Origin of the sequence: Pyramidobacter porci (genome assembly GCF_009695745.1) — a bacterium.
Classification (GTDB): Bacteria; Synergistota; Synergistia; order Synergistales; family Dethiosulfovibrionaceae; genus Pyramidobacter; species Pyramidobacter porci.
Genome location: NZ_VUNH01000001.1, coordinates 28,661 through 47,170 on the forward strand (window position 1 = coordinate 28,661; position 18,510 = coordinate 47,170).

The window sequence follows — 18,510 nt, forward strand, 5'->3', positions numbered from 1 at the left end:
GGAGCCTTTCCTCATTTTTTTATCGCGGTAAAATCTTGTGGAGGTGACTCACATAGCTAAAAAAATGCCCGACGAGCCGAGAGTGAACGAAGAGATCAACGCCGAGCAGATTCTTGTGATCGACAACGAGGGCAAGAAACTTGGCGTGATGACTCCGGCTGAAGGAATCGCCGCAGCGGAAGAGCGTGAGCTGGATCTTGTGGAAGTCGCGCCGGACGGCAATCCGCCCGTGTGCCGCATTCTTGATTTTGGCAAGTACCGCTACCAGCAGCAGAAGCGCGACAAGGACGCCCGCAAGAAGCAGAAGGTGCAGGCGCTCAAGGAAATCAAGATGCGTCCCAAGATCGACGAACACGATTACGATTTTAAGACGAGGGCCGTGATCAAGTTCCTCGAAAGCGGGCACCGCGTAAAGGTGTCCATATTCTTCCGCGGCAGAGAGATGGCGTTTTTGGACAAGGGCCGTGAGGTCATTAACCGCGTCGCGGCTGACTGCGCCGCCGTCGGCAAGATGGACGAAGAGCCGCGCATGGAAGGCCGCTACATGAGAGCGTTGTTTGTGCCGCTTCCTGGTTCCGCCAGAGGCGACAGCAAAGAATAGAAAGCGAATTTTACGGAGGTTGTCAGTATGGTCTGGAAAGCAAAGACTCATTCCGGCGCGAAAAAGCGCTTTTCGTACACGGGCAGCGGCAAGATCAAGTATCAGAAGAACGGACGCCGTCACCTTCTGAGCACCAAGAACGCCAAGAGACATCGCCGCCTGCGCCAGGCGGGGCTTCTTGCCAACGGGCAGGAAGAGATGCTGCGTCTGATGATGCCCGGCAAGTAAGTTCGAAATTTTCAGAGGTGAAGATCGATGCGCGTTAAAGCAGCCAGTTCCAGCGATAGAAAGTACAAGAAGCTTTTTTCCATCACCAAGGGTTTCTTCGGCCATAAGAAGAACAATTACCGCCGCGCCCGCGAGGCCTATCTGCACGCCCTGAGCAGCATGTTCAAGGACCGCCGCCGCAAGAAGAGGGATTTCCGCCGTCTGTGGATCTCCCGCATCAACGCGGCCGCGCGCATGGAGGGCATGTCGTACAGTTTCTTCATGAACGGCCTGAAGAAGGCCGGCATCGAAGTGAACCGCAAGATGCTTGCCGATCTTGCGGTCAACGACATGGCGGCCTTCCGCGGCATCGCCGAGCAGGCTCGTCAGGCGTTGACCAAGTAGGGTTGGACGAAGAGCTCTTCAACCTGTTCAATGAAGAGAGCGAAGGGCTCCTGTCACAGAATGACAGGAGCCCTTCTGTTTTATGAGGCCTGTCTGAGAACAGGAAGTTCTGGGCGGGAACGGACAAGGAGGAAACATCATGAGCAGTGAAATCGCTCTTGAAATAGAGAAAATCCGCGCGGTTGTCGAGTCGGCTCTGAAAGACGGCGCCACGCTCGAATCGCTGAACGACTGCCGGATCGCGGTCTTCGGCAAGAAGGGGGCGATGACGGGCCTGCAGAAAATGCTGGGCAAGCTGTCGCCGCAGGAGCGTCCCGAAATGGGCAAGATCATCAACGGCGCCAAGGCGGAGTTTCAGGGCAAGCTCGACGAGGCGATCGAAACGCTTGAACGCCGCCGCTTGACGGAGATGGAGCTGCGCGACCGCGTCGACGTCACGCAGCCTGCCCGCGGCCGGGCCTACGGCGGCGTGCATCCTGTCGTGCAGGTGACGATGGAGGTGCTGGAAGTCCTTGAAGGGCTGGGATTCGTGACCGTGACCGGTCCGGAGATCGAGACGGACTTCTTCAACTTCGAAGCGCTGAACATCCCGCCGCACCACCCGGCCCGCGACATGCAGGACACGTTTTACTTCGGCGACGGACGCCTGCTGCGCACGCACACTTCCGGCATGGAGATCCACGCCATGCTCGACATGGGCGCGCCGCTGCGCGTGGCCTGCCCCGGGCGCGTCTATCGCCGCGACAACGACCCCACGCACTCGCCGATGTTCCATCAGGTCGAAGGCTTGGTCGTCGACACATCCATCTCCGTCGGCGACCTCAAAGGCTGCCTCGAAGCGATGATCCACGGCGTCTTCGGCAGGAAGCTGAAAGCCCGCTACCGCGCCAGCTACTTCCCGTTCACGGAGCCGTCGATGGAAGTCGACATCGAGTGCTTCAAGTGCGGCGGTTCCGATTGCCACTGCCAAATCTGCAAGGGCACCGGCTGGCTCGAGATCGGCGGCATGGGCATGTGCCATCCCAACGTGCTGCGCTACGGCGGCATCGACCCCGACAAATACAACGGTTTCGCCTGGGGCATGGGGCTCGACCGCATCGCCATGCTCAAGTACGGGCTGACGGATCTCCGCGCACTGTTCGACGGCGACGTTTCCTATCTTCTTTCCGGGAGGCATGAATAATGTTGCTCTCCATCAACTGGCTGAAAGATTTCATCACGCTTGACGCGCCTCTTGAAGAGATCGCCGAGAAGCTGACGGTGACGGGCACCGAGATCGAATCCATTATGCGTCCCGGCGCGGCCGTCAGAGGCGTGCGCATCGCCAAGATCGTCGAGTGCTCGCAGCATCCGACCAAATCGGGTCTGAAAGTGACCCGCCTGGACGTGGGGGAGAAGGAGTATCCGCTCTGCGTCACCGCGGCGCCGAACGTGAAGCTGGGCGACGTGATCCCCTGGTTCGCGCCCGGCTCGTCGACGGCCGGCGGCATGGAGCTGGAGTATCGCGATTTCGACGGTTTCAACAGCGCCGGCATGATGGCGTCGGCCAAGGAATTGGGCGTGCCCGATCTGACCGATGTGTACGGCATCCTCATCCTGCCGCAGGACGCGCCGCTCGGCGCCGATGCCGGCGCGTGGCTGGGGCTGGACGACACAGTCTTCGACATGTCGGTGACGCCGAACCGCGGCGATCTGCTCAGCGTTCTCGGTGCGGCGCTGGAGATCCACGCGCTGTTCCCGCAGTGCGATCTGCACGTGCCCGCCGTTCCCAAGCCGGGCTACGACGGCGAGTGGACGCTGCCGTTCGAAGGGATCACGCTCGGAAGCGAAGGCTGCCGCGCCTACCGCCTCGGCATGGCCGATTCGGTCCGGATCGCTCCGTCGCCGTTGCAGGCCGGCGTGAGACTGTGCATGTCGGGCATGCGCCCCATCAACAACATCGTCGACGCCACCAACTACGCGATGCTCGCCCTCGGCCAGCCGCTGCACGCTTTCGACGCGGCCAGCCTGCCGGGGCGCAACATCGGCGTGCGCGCCGCCCGAGACGGCGAGGAGCTCGTCACGCTCGACGGCAAAACCCACAAGTTGCTGCCCTCCGACCTTGTCATCTCCAGCAGCGGCGTCGGCGTGGCGCTGGCCGGCGTCATGGGCGGACTCAACTCGGAAATCACCGACAAGACGGAACACGTTCTCCTGGAAAGCGCCAACTTCGCGGCTCCCTTCGTCAGCAAAACTTCGCGCCGCCTCGGCATCCCCAGCGAAGCTTCGTTCCGCTATTCCCGCGGCGTCGATCCTCTGCTGACGGAGACCGCCATGAACTACGCGCTGCATCTGATGGAGCAGTGGGGCGGCGTGCGCGCCTTCTCGCGCAACTTTTACGTTCAGAACGGCGAAATCCGGCCGGCCCGCGTACCTCTGACGGCGGGAAAGATGAAGAAGATCCTCGTCTGGGACGACATGAACGGGGCCGAGGCGATCTTGAAGCGCCTCGGCATCGAAAAAGCGGCCGGCGATCGGGACAGCGCCGAATACGAAGTACCGACGCGCCGCTGCGACATCGCCATCGAAGAAGATCTGATCGAGGAAGTCGGACGTATCCGCGGTTACGACGCGATCGAGCCAACGATCCCCGTTCTGCACCGCGCCGGAGCGCTCAGTCCGGCCATGCGGCTGCAGCGCCTGCTCCGTTCCGTGGCGATCGGTCGCGGTTATACCGAAGCGGTGACGCTGAGCTTCGTCAGCCCCGAGAGCCTGACGCTGCTTCGTTATCCCGAGGCCGGCCAATGCAAGGTCGTGGCCAATCCGATCAGTGCCGATATGTCGGTGATGCGTCCTTCGCTGCTTCCCGGGCTGCTGAACGGTGTCGGCAAAGCGGTGCGCGGCGGCTGGCGCGATCCGATCCGCGTCTTCGAGTTCGGCCGCGTGTTTGTGCCGGAAAACGGCGCTGTCAAAGAGGTGGAGCGCATCGGCGGCATTGCCTTCAGCGGCAAGGAAAAACGCGCGCTCTACGCGTCCTCGAAAGAGGATTTCATGTTGGTCAAGGGCGACGTGGAAGCGCTGGCCCGGAGCTGCAACGCCGCGCTGACGTTCCGCCGGGCGCAGCGCGCCGACGGGCACGCCGGCCAGACGGCCGAGATCCTGTTCGACGGCAAGACCATCGGCTATCTGATGTGCCTGAAGCCCGACATCGCCGCTCAGCTCGATCTCGACACGCCGCTGTACGCTTTCGAGCTGGACGTGGAGCCTTTTATGGAAACGCCGCTGCCCCGTTATGCCAAAAACAATCCCTATCCGCCGGTCTACCGCGACATTTCCATGCTCGTCGCCAGGGATGTGCCCGCCGACAAGGTGATCGCCGACATCCGCGAAGTGGCCGGCTCGCTGCTGAGCACCGTGCGCCTTTTCGACGTCTACGAAGGCCAGGGCGTGCCGGAGGGATTCCGCAGCATGGCTTTCTCGATGGCGTACCGTCTGAGCGAGCGCACGCTGAAAGACGCCGAAGTGGAAGAAGAACACAACGGCGTTCGTTCGGGGCTTGAACAAAAGGGCTATAAACTGAGATAATAAGACGCAGATCCTTGCAGAAATGCGGAAAACTAAGGAGGAAGAAATGATGACCAATTTATCCGAACTCGATCAGCTTCTGGAGCGCGTTTCCGGCCGTATCGGCGAGTTCGCCGCGTCCAACGCTTCTTTGCAGGACGAGCTGGCGAAGGTGAAGAAGCAGCTGGATGAAAAAGAGCTCGACAAGATCCGCGCGCTCAAGGAGAAAGACCGCGTCATCGAGGAGCTCGAGCGGGAGAAGATGAACCTTCAGAAGGAGAAGGAAGCTCTCGAGAGCAAGCTTGACGATATCGCCAAGAGCTTGAAAAACATCCTGCCCGACGCCGGCTTCGAAAGGCGGTAAGAACATGGAGGATAACACCCGGGAGGCAAGAGTCACTCTCGGCACCAAGACCTACCTCCTTCGTACGGCTCTTAAGCCCGAACAGTTTGACGAAATCGTCGAATTCAGCCGGAAACTGTTTGCGTCCCTCGACCCCAAAGTCGACCAAGAGCGGCGGCTGGTCCTCGGCTGGATGTACATGGCGTATAAGCTGAAGCAGATCGAGGGAAAACTCGATCTGCTCCTGAGCAAATATTATTCTGCCGGCGACGGCGCGCCGGAGAAGAGCGAGCGGAAAGAAGGCGCGGAATGACCCTTGTGGACGGATTCGACCTTTGCATGCTGCTGATCGTGGTCTTTTTCGCCGTCAAGGGGATTTTCCGCGGTTTTTCCGGCGAGATCTTTTCCCTGGCCGGCATCATCGGCGGCGTTTATTTCGGCTTCAAATACGCCGATCCGGTGGACGCCGCGCTCAGGAATCTTTTCGGCTCGCTCAACGCTTCGGTGAGCCGGATGATCGCGATCGCGCTCGTTTTCTTTGCCGTCTGCATCGTCTGCGCGCTGATCGGCAAGCTCTTCCGCGCGCTGCTGTCGATGGTGTCGCTGTCGGCGCTGGATCGTCTGTGCGGTTTTCTGGTCGGCGGCGTCAAGGGCGCGGCGATCGTGATCCTCGTCGTCGTGACGCTGCAGCATGCCGAGCGTTTTCTGCCCGGCGTGGAACTGCGAAACAGCCGTACGGTGCTGCTCGTCAATGCGGTCCTTCCCGACATCAAAGACTCTCTCGACGCTTTTTTCCCGAAACAGATCGTATAGTTGGTGATCCGAGGTGAAAATCAACGAAGAGGCGCGGCAGTCGCTCGAGATCGACGACGTCCTCGAGCTCCTTGCAGCGGGCGCGAGAAGTGAACTGGGACGCGCGGCTCTCGTCCGGATAGAGCCTGCCGCCGACATGAAAAGTCTGATAAGCCGCCAGAATCTGCTGGCGGCTTATTTGAACTTTATCGAAAGCGGCGGGAACTTCCCGTGGAACGAGGCGGTGCAGGTCGTCTCCGCAGCGCTGGACGAGGCGCGCCATACGGGGCTGCTGCTGGGGGAGGAGCTGCTGAAGGTCCGCGTCCTGCTGACGCTGGCCATGGCCGTCAAGGAATGCGCGCAGGCGGCAAAGGAGAAGTTCCCGCCGCTGGTCTGGTTTTGTGACCGTATCCGTGAATTCTCGGACGAACTCGAACGGCTTTCGGTCTTGAACAGCGACGGCTCGCTGGCCGACGGCGCTTCGCCCAAACTGCGCGAGATCCGCGCCGAACTGGACCAGAAACGGCGCGAAGCGCGCGCTGTGGGCAACGGCTTCCTGAACGGCCCCTCCAGCGGCATGCTCCAGGAACGCGTGCTTTCGATGCGCAGCGGCCGCTTCGCCGTGTTGGTGAAACAGGCTTTTATCAACCGCTTCCCCGGCATCGTCACCGACAAGTCGGCGTCGGGCAACTCCGTCTACATGGAGCCGCACGCCCTCGTCGTCTTCAATAACCGCATCGCGGCGCTGCTGGAGCAGCAGCGCCAGGAGGAGCACCGCATTTTCGGCGAGCTGACGAAAATGCTTCTCGACCGCCGAAACGCCGTGAACGAAGCGGAAACGGCGCTGGCGCAGCTCGACCTGTTCTACTGCATGGACGACCTGATCCATTTCAAACGCTGGCGCATCCCCGAGCTGGTCAAACGCTCCGAGTTTTGCTTTTACGACGTGCGTCACCCGCTGCTGGGCGAGCGCGCCGTTCCCATCGACGTTTCTTGCGGCCGGGATTTTCGCGCCCTCGTGGTGACGGGACCGAACACCGGCGGCAAGACCGTGGCGCTGAAAACGTGCGCTCTGGCCGTGTACCTGGCCTGGTGCGGCTTGCCCGTGCCCGCCGGCGACGGCTCCTGCGTCGGCAACATCTCCGCGATTTACGCCGATATCGGCGACGAGCAGAGCATCGAACAGAGCCTTTCGACGTTCAGCTCCCATTTGAAGCGCATCGTTTCGATGCTCGAAAACGCCGATGCCGATTCGCTGGCGCTGCTCGACGAACTGGGCGCCGGCACCGACCCGCAGGAAGGCGCGGCCCTGGGCATCGCCGTGCTGGAGGAGTTTTTGCGCCGCAAGACCCTCGTGCTGGCGACGACGCATCACAATCCGATCAAACGCTTCGCGACCACTACGCCCGGCGTGGAGGCGGCCTGCGTCGACTTCGACATGAAGACCCTCAGCCCCACGTATCATCTGCTCGTCGGCATCCCCGGCCAGAGCAACGCCCTGGCGATCGCCCAACGCTACGGCATGCCGCCCGACATCGTCAAGCGGGCCGAAGAGTGTCTGAATTCCGACGAGCTGAACGTCGAGCGCCTGATCGGCCAGCTGCAGGAAAAACGCTTAGCCGTCGAGAAGCTCTCGCGCGAACTGGCGCAGGAAAAACAGAGGCTTGACGCCGAAAGGAAAAAACTTCAGCAGAGCCGTTCCGAAACCGAGCGGAAACGGGACGAAATGATCCTGAAAGCGGAACGCGAATCGCAAAAAGTTCTCGACGACGCCGAGGCGAAAGCCCGTTCGCTGCTCAAATCACTGCAAGGCGCGGCGCGCTCGGCCGGACACCGCGAGATGGCCCGGCAAAAAATGCAGATCGACAAGACCCGCGGCACGTCGGCCGTGCGCCAGAACGCTATTGAAGTGCGGCGCACGCCTCCCGCCTCGCCGCGATTGGCGGTCGGCTCGCCCGTGAAGCTCAGCGACAGCAGCGTCAAGGGCGAGATCGTGGCCATCGACGGCAAGAACGCCGAAGTGCAGGCCGGCGCCATGCGCATCACCGTGCCGCTGGCGAAGTTGACGCCGACCGCCGCACCACCCCAGGCGCGGCAGAGCGCGGACGAAATCGCCATCGTGCGGCGTCCGGAAGGCGTGCCCAGCTCCATCATGGTGCGCGGCATGCTGGCCGACGAAGCAATCCCGTTGGTGGAGCGCTACCTCGACCAGGCCATGCGCGCCGGGTACGGCGAAGTCGCCGTCATTCACGGCCGCGGCGAAGGCATCCTGCGCAAGCTTGTGCATCAGCTCTGCGCCCGTTTGCCTTACGTTTCCGAGTACCGTCTCGGCGACCACTCCGAAGGCGGCTGGGGCGTGACCATCGTGAAATTCCGCTGATACTAATTCTTGATAGAAAGCATTAGCACAGTTTTCGGGGCTGCGGGGGAGTTCAGTCGCTCAGAACTGCCTCGACTGCTGCGCAGCTCGCTTTGTGAGTCTCCCCCGCAGCACCTTGCGTTCGGCCTTTTAATTGAGAAATAGCATGAATTTTCTTCGCCGCCGGCGTTCTTCGCCTCGATCTGCCGCGCGGGCGGCAAACAAAAAACGAGAGCCCAGTCCTGCCAAGAGGATTGGGCTCTCGTTTCCATTTTAATCCGATCTTTTACTTCATGAAACGAAGGACCACTTCGGCGATAATCGCGGAACCGAGGAACGTTCCCACAAAGACCACCAGTCCGACGAGGATGATCCTCAATCCCTGTTTTTTCAGAAGGTTGATGTCCTTGCCGAGCGCCAGTCCGGCGTAGGCCAGGATGGGCGTGCAGAGGCCGACAAAGCCGATCTTGCCGGCGGCCTTGCTGATGAATGCCGCGCCGGGCAGCAGATCGGGGATCGTCACGAGGCAGCCCAGTGTGGTGATGTAAGCGACCGCGGGAAGCCCCTTCCAGGGGATCAGCTTATGGATGATCACGCCGGCCGCGACGATGCCGAGCAACACCGCCATGCCCAGCAGCGTGTCGGCAAGGGCGACGCCCTGCATCATATTGACGACGACGCTCAGGAAGGTATCGATGAGCATGAAAAGGACAAGCTGTACATTAGTCATGGTCGTATACTCCCTTCTTCTGGACTACTTCTGCGCGCCGGGCTTGCTCGGAGCGTCCTTCACGCCGCAGAGGCGGACGAGGAACTCGGTCAGAGGCAGGCCGATGAAGACCGACATGTACAGGCCGTCCAGACCGGAGAGCATGTTGCTGGAAGCAGCCAGAGCCGTAAGCTCTTCCTTCAGATCGGGGAACATCGCCACAAGCGGAGCCAGAGAAGTCGTCATCATGCTGGCGCTGCCGGTACCGCAGGCCATCGCCAGAGCCTGGGGGCTGAACCAGGAGATCGTCGAGGCGATGATGGAGCTCATGAAGCTGCAGAACAAAGCGCCGAAGACGGTGCCGGTGATGTATACGCCCATGACGCCCAAGCCTTCGGGAGAGTCGATGCCGTATTTTTCACCGACCAGAGCGACGCTTGACTCGCGGGCGTTGGAGAAGGCGGCGCCGACGGCTTCGCGGCGCAGCCCCAGCAGCACGGCGAAGGGAACGCCCAACAAGGCGGTGCCGAGGTTGCCGAACTCCTGCAGCAGAAGCGCGGGAGCCGAATGGACGACCTTCCAGAAACTGGGACCGACCAGCGTGCCGTAACGGGCCATGAGCAGGAAGAACGTCACGCCGACCAGCGACGAGACCTGCGTCATATCGTCCATGGAGAGAATTTTCATCTTGGGCAGGCTGATGATCGCGCCCAGAATGAACGAATAGAACATGGGCACCAAAACCAGCTTGGCCGGGCCGACGTCGAACGTTTTGCCGCCGATAAGCTCGGCGACGACCGACAAGGCGAGCGCCAAAGCGTGGATCTTCCAGTTTCTCAATGCTTTGCCGACAGTTTCCATACAAAAAAGCCTCCTTCTGAAATAGAAAATGTGAAGAGATAAAACCGAAGCTCGACCGAAGGACGACCGTCCTTCGGGTATGACCTAATGCTCGGAGAAACGGGCGTCCATCGCCGCAAGATACTGCGCCTTCGTGTAAATGGGCTTGAAGCCGCCGATGATCTCGCGCGCCTTCGCCGCGTCGTCGGCCAGCAGATCGACGACCGTCGCCAGCAGGACCTTGGCCGAGTCCAACACCGCGGCGCGGAAGTCCGTCACCTTGAACTGCGCGGAATGAAGCGCGCCGACGGAACCGCCCGCCGAAGGATGGATACCGGGCATCAGGTGACAGATATCGCCCATGTCCGTCGAAGCGGCAAAGTAGGACCCCGTCAGCACGTTGTCGCGTCCGACCAGAGCCGCGGCGTTTTCGGCAAAAAGCCGGTTCAGCGAGTCGCAAACCGCCAGCGGCATGTCGCCGGGGATGCTGGTAAAGTGGAACTTGCAGCCCAGCGCCTCGGCGCCGCTCCTGAAGGCCCGTTCCACCTTGGCGAACACCGAATCGATCACGGCCGCGTCGGCGGCGCGGACATAACCTTCGAGACGCACGTCATCGGGCACGCTGTTGACCGAATCGCCGCCCTTGGTGATGATGAAGTGGACGCGCACGTGATCGTTGTCGCGGAACGTTTCGCGCAGCGTGTTGACGGCGTTGATGCCCGCGACCGCGGCGTAAAGCGCGTTGATGCCCTGGTCGGGCGCGGCGGCAGCGTGAGCCTGCTTGCCCTCGTAGCGCACCATGAACACGCGGAAGCCGTTGCCGTGATAGGGAACGGAGAACGCGGGGCCTGCGGAGAACTCGCCCGCGTGGACCATCATTGCCATGTCCACGTCGTCGAACTCGCCCAGGCGCACGAATTCGGGCTTGCCGCACAGATAGGCGATCGTGCCCTCGTCGCGCATCTTCTTGCGGCGGTCGATCTCGATGAACTCCTCCGCGGGAACGGCCATCAGCGTCACGGAACCGTCGAGCTCCTTCATGACGCCGCTCCTGACCAACGCCGCCGCCGCGGTCAGCACGATCGCGGTCTGGAGATTGTGCCCGCAGCTGTGGGAAGCGCCGTCGACGGGATTGGCCTGCGGATGGTTGCGGCAGACGATGCCGTCGAGTTCGCCGATCAGCGCGATCTTGGGCCCTTTGTTTTCGCCGATGTCGGCGCGAAGCCCCGTCAGCGCGATGCTCTTTTTCAGCTTCAATCCCAACGATTCAAGATTTTCGGCCAGTTTGCCGCTGGTGCGCTTTTCGAAAAAACCCAGCTCGGCGTTGGCCGCGATGTCCTCTGCATAGGCGCGGGCCATCGGTTCCGCCGCGTCGGCCGCAGCAAAAATTTTTTTCTTCAACGACTCTCTGTCAACCAATCAGAACGCCTCCTCCCAAACATAGAACGCCCATCGGCGCGAAAAAACAAAAGGCCGCGACTTTTTACAGAGGCCGCCTTCACACCGCATAGCACAACATAACTTCAATTGCGACGCCTTCCTTCAGAGATAGATCGAATATAATCTAGCACATTCGTTTTGTCAACTATAAAATCATCAGAAATATAAAAACGAAATGTGCGCTATTACACAAGAAGCCATGTCTTCGCCCAACGCAACGAAGTTCGCCGCGCGCGTCACTTTTTCTCGCGTTGACTCTTCTTGACGGATAATGCAAATCGGTGTATTCTACCTACTGTTCCATGGCGCGCGCTCGTAGCTCAATTGGATAGAGTGTTGCCCTCCGGAGGCAAAGGTTGTGGGTTCAAGTCCCGCCGAGCGCGCCATTTTTTTCCGAAAGAAATTACCCCGTGGTGCAACGGCAGCACAAGGGATTTTGGTTCCCTTGATCCTGGTTCGAATCCAGGCGGGGTAGCCACAATATCGAACGGTGCGACGGACTCTGCGAAAGCCGAGGCAATGTCCGTCTTGTTCTTCCGAATCATAACCACCGGCACTGCCGGTGGCTTTCGTTTAAAAAAACGAAGCTGCCCCGTTTCCGTGCCGTGCACGATAACGAGGCAGCTTTTTGTATGGCGCATTCATGGAAAATACGGAGGCATCTTGAGAGCCGATCGTGTGACATTTATCAGGAAAACGCCGCGTTTTCGGCGTGACTTCGTGCAGATTTCATGATTGCGGCAGATCGATGTTTTTTGTATAATCATAAATAAAGGTTGCAAAGCTTTGCTTCTATATGATGGGGTGATGATCATGTATAATCCGCTTCATCCGGCGAAGAACATGGATCTTCGTCAGATCGTTTACGAGAAGATCAAGCAAGCTATTGTGAGCGGTATCATCAAGCCGGGGGAAAAACTTTCCGAAGTCGAGCTGGCGGAAAAAATGGCCGTGTCGCGAACGCCGGTGCGCGAAGCGATCCGTCAGCTGGCGAAGACTTCGCTGGTAACGCTGACGCCGCGCAAGGGCGCTTACGTTTCCCTGCCGTCGATCAGCGATGCGGGGGCGCTCTACGAGCTGCGCGAGGACTTGGAAATGTTCGCGGCGGCGCTGGTGTCGGTGAACCCTCCGGAAAAGGAGCTGAAAGAGTTTCTCGAAATTTTCAAACACATGGGCAACGATACGGACCCGCAGAAATATCTTGAAGAGGATCGCCGTTTTCACGCTTTTCTTTATCAGTCGTCAGGCAACCGTTTCCTGATGAATTCGCTGCAGGAGCTGGTGGATGTGATCAACCTGTATCGTCCGTATTCGCTGGGCGACACTGAATACATCAGGCACCTTGCCGAAGGCCACGTGGAGATCATCGAGGCGCTTCTGGCCCGCGACGAGAAAAGGGTGCGCGAGGCCATGAGGGCCCACATACGCATGAGCCGGGCGCGCCTCGAGGCTTACCTGAACACGCATACTTCCGAACGCCTCCCGCTCCGCCCATGAGCCAGTGGTCTTTCTTTCAGTCGACGTTGATTATCGCCCTCCTGTCGCCGCTGGGACTGTTCCTGGCGGCGTCGTTCTTTTTGCTTCTGGTCCCGGCGGGGGAGGAACGCAAAAGGCGGCGCACCCTGTTGAGCGTGCTGACGTTGCTTTTCGCTTTTTCATGCACTGATTTCTGCGGCAAAAGAATGCTCGCCTTTTTGGAGTCTCTGACGCCCGAAGCGGAAGAGGGGCGCGGCGGCCGTTCGGCTGTCGTGCTGGTGCTCGGCGGCGGCGCGGTCGCCGAAGGGCGGACGTATCAGCCTTCCGTTTCTTCGCAGCGGCGTCTGCGGGCAGCGAGAGAAATTTTATCGCGTTGCGGAGACGGAAAGCTTCTGCTTTCGGGCATCGAGTCGCCGTTGATGGCCCGCTGGCTGCGGGGCTCGCCGCCTCGGGAAAAGACGCTTTTGGAAACTCGCTCCTTGAATACCGAGGGCAATCTGCGCGAAAGCGCCGTTTTTTTGCGAAGACTGTATCCCGACGAGCGTTCGCGCCCGCAGGTCTTTCTCGTCACGGACCGTTTTCATATGGCGCGGGCTCTGCGCTGGGCGAAAAAGTTTATGCCCGATTTCGAGGTCGTCCCTTCGCCTGCGCCCAGCCTCGTGCGGCACGTGCCCTGGCACCCGGCGAATTTCGTGCCGACCTGCCGGGGTCTGGAGCTGACCTCGATGGCTTGGCGCGAGACGTTGGCGCTTTTGAGGGACTGGCTCCGTTCGCGCCATGAGGCGCAGGATCAATAAAAGCGGGAAGTCTCGGCGCGTTTTGCCCGTGTCCGCAGACTTCCCGCTTTTGCGTTTTCCCGTTTTGGCGGCGCGAAGCGCGCGAGGAGGCGCCGTTTGCGTGAAAAACGATCATGTCCGCTCCCGATGGAAGATTTCTTCTGTAAAATTCCGGACGCTGGCGATGGAAGAGAGCGGACGCCCGGCTTCGCCCGGGGCGATATGCAGCAGCGGGTAGCGGACCGCGAATATGGATCTCAAGAGCTGCGCCGCGGGCGCTTCCAGCCAGGAAGGGGGAAGCAGAACCTGCTCCCGAAGCTCTTGCAGGCCCAACGTGCGTCCGGCGTCCACCGACAGGCGCCCGAGACCCGAGGCGGCCAATTTTCCGAGCTTGTCGAGAGTTTGGAACGACAGCGGCGTATCGACATGGACGGCCTGCTCGTGCATCTTTTCCAGTTTTCGCCGGCCGCAGCGCCGCGCAAAGCCGTGATACTCCCAGGGAACGAGCGTCCCTCCGTCGAGAAAACTTTCGGCAAGATCGCGCATCGTGGGAAAAACGGCGTCGGCCAGCGCGGCGCTTTCGGGATCGGAGCAGTTGTTCACGAGAACGCAGCGCATCCCGGCGCGCCGCGCGCCGAGCAGCTCGTAAAGGTAGTCGCCGATGACGAGGCAACGGGAGGCGGGAACGCCGATGGCCTGAGCCGCGTCGGTCATTGCCCGGGGATCCGGTTTGACGTAACGGGCTTCGCGCCCGAAGGTCTGCGGCGGCAGCGCGAGCCCGATGCTTCTGGCGGCAAGCTCGATGGACTCGCGGCAGTTCCTCGAGAGAACGCACCACGGGACGCGGCGTCCGTCGAGCAGCGCGATGAGATCGAAAGCGCCGGCGACCGCGGCGGAGCGCGCGGCGCCCCGCATCTCTTCGTCCCTGACGGCGTTCATGAACTCGGTTTTGAGAGGCTCCTGCATCTCCGCCGCCGCCTCCAGCAGAGGGACGCGCCGTCCGCCGAAATATTTCTCCCGGAGCGGGGCGAAATCGAGCCTGCTCTCGGCAATGACGCCGTCCCAGTCGAAAATGACTCCGCGAATCTGATCGAGATGGATATAGGGGGAACTCATTGTCTCACTTCCTGCTCTGTATCGGAAAATTTTTATGCGCCATTGGCGTCGAATATAAAAAAAGAGGGAACCCCTGAGAGTTCTCTCTTTTCCGATAAACTGAGCCCACAGTGCCGTGTCGCGGCAGTCTTGACCCGTTCCGCTAGAAATAGAAGATTGCCCGGCCGCCACGACGGCCGCGGCCTCTCTTCACCGGACGACAGGTGTTGGCTCAAGACGAAAGCCAAGATCACGAACACCGCAGGTAGACTTTATCATTACAAAAAGTATAGCACAGCTCGTGAACAAAGCAAGCCGTTTTTTTGCCGGACTCCGCATTTTCGCGATTTAAAGCGAAATAATTCTCCAAAGGTTCATTCTTTCTCTTCGGGCGCGACGATCCCGTCGACGTGATGCAGCTGGTATTCCGTGAGGATTTTCTGCTCGATGATCCGTCCCGTGCCGTGGCAGTCCTCGCACTCGCGCTCTTCGGAGCCGTAATCGATGCTGCCCAGGCCGCCGCAGGATTTGCAGACGCGGACTCTCATCGTTTCCTTGTCGAAAGAGAGATTCTCGCTGAGGCTGTCGAGCGTGAACTCCTCCTTGAGCGTCTTGACGAGAATGCGGCCCGTGCCGTTGCACTCGGAGCAGTTGAAACGGTTGCCTTTCAGGTCGATGCCAAATCCCAGGCCCTTGCATTTTTTGCAGATGTGGATTTTCATAGTTTCCGGATCGAATTCCATGGAAAAGACTCCTTCTCGAAAAATGTGCGCTCCCGTCGGCGGAAATGTGACGATCGCGCCGCTTCTTCTTAATGATTCCCGTCCATTATACTCGCTTGGGGCGCTGAAAATCAAAACGGAAGAAACAAACAGGAGCCGTTTTCGCTCTGAAAAGCAAAACGGCTCCTGTGCGTTTATTTAGGCGTCGCGGCCGTATCGGGGACGGCGTTCCGAAGTGCGCTCGAAATTCCTTTTGCCAAGACGCTCACCGGAACGATCGAAGCGCCGTTCGCGGCGAGCCCCGCCCAGCCGTGGCTCGCCGGAGATCAGGCCGCGGTCGATCAGCCGTCGCCGCCCGCCGTCGTCGAGGCTGGCGATCGCCGCGGGGCTCAGCTCCACCTCGGTGTGCGAGTCGCGCATTTTGATGTTGCCGATCTCGTCGCGGCTGACGCCGAGCGCTGCGCACAGAGCGCCGAGGATGCGGCCGACGGACCATTCCTGGTCGTTCCGCCCCTTGGCGATGCGAATGGAAAGGCCCTGCCCGCGGAAACGCGCGCGTTCCGTTGCGAGGCCGCGCCGTTCGCCGTCGAAGCGGGAACTTGCGCGCCCTTCACGGCGCACCGCGGCACGCTCGCGGCGCTGGTCAAGCTCGCGCTGGAGCGAATCTCTGAGGGCGTAGCCCGTGGGGATGTCCTTGACTGCGACCGACAGCAGCTTGGCCGCCAGATCCGCCGCGTCGTCGCTGCGTTCGAGAAGCGACTCGGCCCAGGCGCGGATCTCCGGCGCGGGAACGATCTCCAGCAACGATTCCTCGCGGCGTTCGCGCTGGATGACGCTGATCTCCTGGATGTCGGGGACTTTCAGCCATTCGACCTTCATCTCGGAGCTGCGGATCATGAACTTGAAGCGTCCCGATTCCTGCGGCGTCAGCAGCAGCAGGTTGCTGCCTTCGTGCCCGGCCCGCCCGGTGCGCCCGGAACGGTGCACGAAGGTCTCCATGTTGTCGGGAAGGCCCAGCTGGATCACGTGGCTGACGCCCTGCACGTCCAGCCCTCGGGCGGCCACGTTGGTGGCGACCAAAACGGGAATGCGGCCGGTGCGGAAAGATTCCAAGGCGTTGCTGCGTTCGCGCTGCGTCATGTCGCCGTTCAGCGCCAGAGCCATCAGACCTTCCTCCTGAAGACGCCCCGCCACCTCTCCCGTATCGGTCTTGGTGTGGCAGAATATCAGGCAGAGCGCCGGCTTCTCCCACAGCAGGATGTTGACCAGCGCTTCCATGCGCTGACGCGAAGGCACCAAATACACACGGTGCACAATGTCTTCGTGCTGCTCCTCCTCGTGGTTCAGCTCCAGCCGCAACGGCTCCTTGAGATAGCGTTTGCAGAGCGAAAACACCGAGTCGGGCATCGTCGCCGAGAAGAGCCAGGTCTTTTTGCGGCTCACGGCGGCCTCGAGGATCGCTTCCAGCTCGTCGCGGAAACCCATGTCGAGCATGTTGTCGCCCTCGTCGAGAACCAGCGTCTCGATCTCGCTCAAGTCGAGCGTGCCGCGGCGGATATGATCGAGAACGCGCCCCGGCGTGCCGACGACGACCGAGGCGCCGCGCCGGAGCTGGAAGATCTGGTGCTCCATGCTCATGCCGCCGACGATGCTCACCGTGCCGATGCCCCTGATGCGGCCTAAAAATTCCGATTCGCCGGCGTTCTGCATGGCCAGCTCGCGCGTCGGCGAGAGCACCAGCAGACGGGGCTTTTTGCCGCCGCCTTCGAGTTCGCTCAGCAGCGGCAGAAGAAAAGCCAGCGTCTTGCCGGAACCCGTGCGCGCCTGCACGACCATGTCCGTGTCCAGATTGGGCTGCGACAGAACCTGCGCCTGAACCGGCGTCGGCGTCGTAAAGCCTCGTTGATCGAGAGCGGCAAGAAAACTCTCGGGCAGATTGAAATCTCTAAAACTTGCTGCGGTCACTTCGTAATTCCTCCCAGAATCGCAAGGGATTTCCAAAGGACCGCCCACCGTGAGCCGCCCCTGGCGTTTCATCCCTGAATCATGACGCTGAAATCGCGCCAAAAAAATAATTATGATTGTTTTGTGCGTGTTTGTCAATGCTTGGAGAAAAATCGATGGCGAACCATAAGCTGAAATCGAGAGATACCCCCTTAGACCGCCGGACTTTCTAGAAGTTCTCCCCATTCGCACCGGAGCTCGAACGATTGACAGCCAGTCTGCTTAATATATAATAGAAGCAATCTCTGTAATTGAGAAGAGTCTTTTTTGTCGTGCGATAAGCGCAGAGACGGCGAAGTTTATTGTAAAGCCTTGGGGACAAATTGCGCCGCCTGTCGCGGTTCCGTTGGAAAAGAGCTGGAGAATTTTTGCGAGGTATGAATCGATGAACGACATAAAGGGTATCTGCGTCAGGAAACTGTCGAAGCCGCGGCAGGACATGGAAAAATCCAATGCCATGTGGAACAAGCGGGCGCGCGAGTTTCGAAAGATCTCCTCCAATGCCGGCGGCGACCAAGTTTTTGATCTTTTCAGAGCGAAGGCCGAGCTGAAAGGCCGCAGCGTGATCGATATCGGCTGCGGGGCGGGGCGCTATTTGAAGCGCCTCCTCGACGAGGGCGCGCTTGCCGAGGGGCTGGAACCCTCCGTGGAGATGGCGAGAGAAGCGCGGGACTTCATCTCGCAGTCGGGATACGACGGCGCGGCGGTGACCATCTACAACGTCGCCTTTCAGGACTTTGCGCCCGGGAAGAAATACGACTACGTGTTCATATCCAACAGCCCCGTCATCTCATATTACGAGAATTATCCCCGGATTATCGACCTGGCTCGAAAGGGGATCTTCATCAGCTCGTGGCTCAGGATCGAAGACCTGTTTCTGGAAAAAGTCGCGGCGGGGCTGGGACGGACGCCGCATACGCACGGAGGCTGTGACATCGTCTATTTCCTGAATCTCCTGCTGGCCGACGGCTATTATCCCGACTTCTGGACGAGCGTAAAACGCAGGGAAGAGCGCGTCGATCCCGAAAATTTTTACCTGCGCTACGCGAGCTGGCTTTACGGCCCCGAATACGGCGAGAAAGAGCTGGACAGGGTCAAAAAAGAAATCGATAAGCATTTGGGAGACGATAAAAAAGTCGCCGTGTCGAGCACAAATGTCATGGGGGTACTGTATCTCGATCTGCTGAAATAACCCGTG

The 18,510-nt window shown here is 60.2% G+C and carries 18 protein-coding genes and 2 tRNA genes; 14 read left to right on the top strand and 6 right to left on the bottom strand.

Annotated features, from left to right (window positions below; genetic code table 11):
• Nucleotides 1-82 precede the first annotated feature (82 nt).
• From infC to FYJ74_RS11900, 9 genes are all read left to right on the top strand, one after another.
• On the top strand, nt 83-601 hold the full coding sequence (gene infC, locus FYJ74_RS00135) for a translation initiation factor IF-3 (RefSeq protein ID WP_320634007.1): 519 nt from the start codon (nt 83-85) through the stop codon (nt 599-601).
• A 27-nt stretch (nt 602-628) separates the two neighbouring features.
• Complete coding sequence (gene rpmI / locus FYJ74_RS00140; RefSeq protein ID WP_009163741.1) at nt 629-829, top strand: 50S ribosomal protein L35; 201 nt, start codon at nt 629-631, stop codon at nt 827-829.
• 27 nt (nt 830-856) lie between these two features.
• Nucleotides 857-1,213 (top strand): 50S ribosomal protein L20, encoded by a 357-nt coding sequence (rplT, locus tag FYJ74_RS00145; RefSeq protein WP_154527615.1) that lies wholly within the window; start codon nt 857-859, stop codon nt 1,211-1,213.
• A 139-nt stretch (nt 1,214-1,352) separates the two neighbouring features.
• Nucleotides 1,353-2,396: a phenylalanine--tRNA ligase subunit alpha gene (gene pheS / locus FYJ74_RS00150; RefSeq protein WP_154527616.1), complete on the top strand. Its 1,044-nt coding sequence runs from the start codon at nt 1,353-1,355 to the stop codon at nt 2,394-2,396.
• Nucleotides 2,396-4,777 (top strand): phenylalanine--tRNA ligase subunit beta, encoded by a 2,382-nt coding sequence (gene pheT, locus FYJ74_RS00155; protein WP_154527617.1) that lies wholly within the window; start codon nt 2,396-2,398, stop codon nt 4,775-4,777. The genes pheS and pheT overlap by 1 nt, the downstream gene beginning before the upstream one ends.
• 49 nt (nt 4,778-4,826) lie before the next feature.
• Nucleotides 4,827-5,120, top strand: coding sequence for a hypothetical protein (locus FYJ74_RS00160; RefSeq protein WP_154527618.1), 294 nt, complete (start codon nt 4,827-4,829; stop codon nt 5,118-5,120).
• 4 nt (nt 5,121-5,124) lie between these two features.
• A complete protein-coding gene (locus tag FYJ74_RS00165) occupies nt 5,125-5,412 on the top strand; it encodes a flagellar biosynthesis protein FlaG (protein ID WP_154527619.1) in 288 nt (95 codons plus the stop codon).
• Nucleotides 5,409-5,912 (top strand): CvpA family protein, encoded by a 504-nt coding sequence (locus FYJ74_RS00170; protein ID WP_154527620.1) that lies wholly within the window; start codon nt 5,409-5,411, stop codon nt 5,910-5,912. Before FYJ74_RS00165 ends, FYJ74_RS00170 begins: the two co-directional genes overlap by 4 nt.
• 13 nt (nt 5,913-5,925) lie before the next feature.
• Entirely contained in the window at nt 5,926-8,271 is a 2,346-nt protein-coding gene (locus FYJ74_RS11900; protein ID WP_326830826.1) for an endonuclease MutS2, read from the top strand.
• Between the two features lie 265 nt (nt 8,272-8,536).
• Here the strand turns inward: FYJ74_RS11900 and FYJ74_RS00180 are convergent, their stop codons facing one another.
• The 3 genes from FYJ74_RS00180 to FYJ74_RS00190 all read right to left on the bottom strand — a co-directional run bounded on the left by FYJ74_RS00180 (nt 8,537) and on the right by FYJ74_RS00190 (nt 11,218).
• Nucleotides 8,537-8,980: a DUF340 domain-containing protein gene (locus FYJ74_RS00180; RefSeq protein WP_154527621.1), complete on the bottom strand. Its 444-nt coding sequence runs from the start codon at nt 8,978-8,980 to the stop codon at nt 8,537-8,539.
• 24 nt (nt 8,981-9,004) lie between these two features.
• Complete coding sequence (locus FYJ74_RS00185; RefSeq protein ID WP_154527622.1) at nt 9,005-9,820, bottom strand: DUF3100 domain-containing protein; 816 nt, start codon at nt 9,818-9,820, stop codon at nt 9,005-9,007.
• An 84-nt stretch (nt 9,821-9,904) separates the two neighbouring features.
• The gene (locus tag FYJ74_RS00190; RefSeq protein WP_154527623.1) at nt 9,905-11,218 is read right to left on the bottom strand and encodes an amidohydrolase; all 1,314 of its coding nucleotides are present in this window, start codon (nt 11,216-11,218) and stop codon (nt 9,905-9,907) included.
• A gap of 330 nt (nt 11,219-11,548) precedes the next feature.
• Between FYJ74_RS00190 and FYJ74_RS00195 the strand changes: the two genes are divergently transcribed.
• The 4 genes from FYJ74_RS00195 (at nt 11,549) to FYJ74_RS00210 (ending at nt 13,512) form a co-directional block, all read left to right on the top strand.
• Nucleotides 11,549-11,625, top strand: a tRNA-Arg gene (locus FYJ74_RS00195).
• An 18-nt stretch (nt 11,626-11,643) separates the two neighbouring features.
• Nucleotides 11,644-11,717 (top strand) — tRNA-Gln (locus tag FYJ74_RS00200).
• 335 nt (nt 11,718-12,052) lie between these two features.
• A complete protein-coding gene (locus FYJ74_RS00205; RefSeq protein WP_320633561.1) occupies nt 12,053-12,736 on the top strand; it encodes a GntR family transcriptional regulator in 684 nt (227 codons plus the stop codon).
• On the top strand, nt 12,733-13,512 hold the full coding sequence (locus FYJ74_RS00210) for a YdcF family protein (RefSeq protein ID WP_154527625.1): 780 nt from the start codon (nt 12,733-12,735) through the stop codon (nt 13,510-13,512). Before FYJ74_RS00205 ends, FYJ74_RS00210 begins: the two co-directional genes overlap by 4 nt.
• Nucleotides 13,513-13,623: 111 nt before the next feature.
• Here FYJ74_RS00210 and FYJ74_RS00215 read toward each other — a convergent pair whose 3' ends face one another.
• From FYJ74_RS00215 to FYJ74_RS00225, 3 genes are all read right to left on the bottom strand, one after another.
• Nucleotides 13,624-14,607, bottom strand: coding sequence for an HAD family hydrolase (locus FYJ74_RS00215; RefSeq protein WP_154527626.1), 984 nt, complete (start codon nt 14,605-14,607; stop codon nt 13,624-13,626).
• 353 nt (nt 14,608-14,960) lie between these two features.
• On the bottom strand, nt 14,961-15,329 hold the full coding sequence (locus FYJ74_RS00220) for a molecular chaperone DnaJ (RefSeq protein WP_154527627.1): 369 nt from the start codon (nt 15,327-15,329) through the stop codon (nt 14,961-14,963).
• Nucleotides 15,330-15,506: 177 nt separating this feature from the next.
• Nucleotides 15,507-17,273: a DEAD/DEAH box helicase gene (locus FYJ74_RS00225; protein ID WP_326830827.1), complete on the bottom strand. Its 1,767-nt coding sequence runs from the start codon at nt 17,271-17,273 to the stop codon at nt 15,507-15,509.
• Nucleotides 17,274-17,697: 424 nt separating this feature from the next.
• Between FYJ74_RS00225 and FYJ74_RS00230 the strand changes: the two genes are divergently transcribed.
• Entirely contained in the window at nt 17,698-18,504 is an 807-nt protein-coding gene (locus FYJ74_RS00230) for a class I SAM-dependent methyltransferase (RefSeq protein ID WP_154527629.1), read from the top strand.
• The last annotated feature ends 6 nt before the right edge of the window (nt 18,505-18,510 follow it).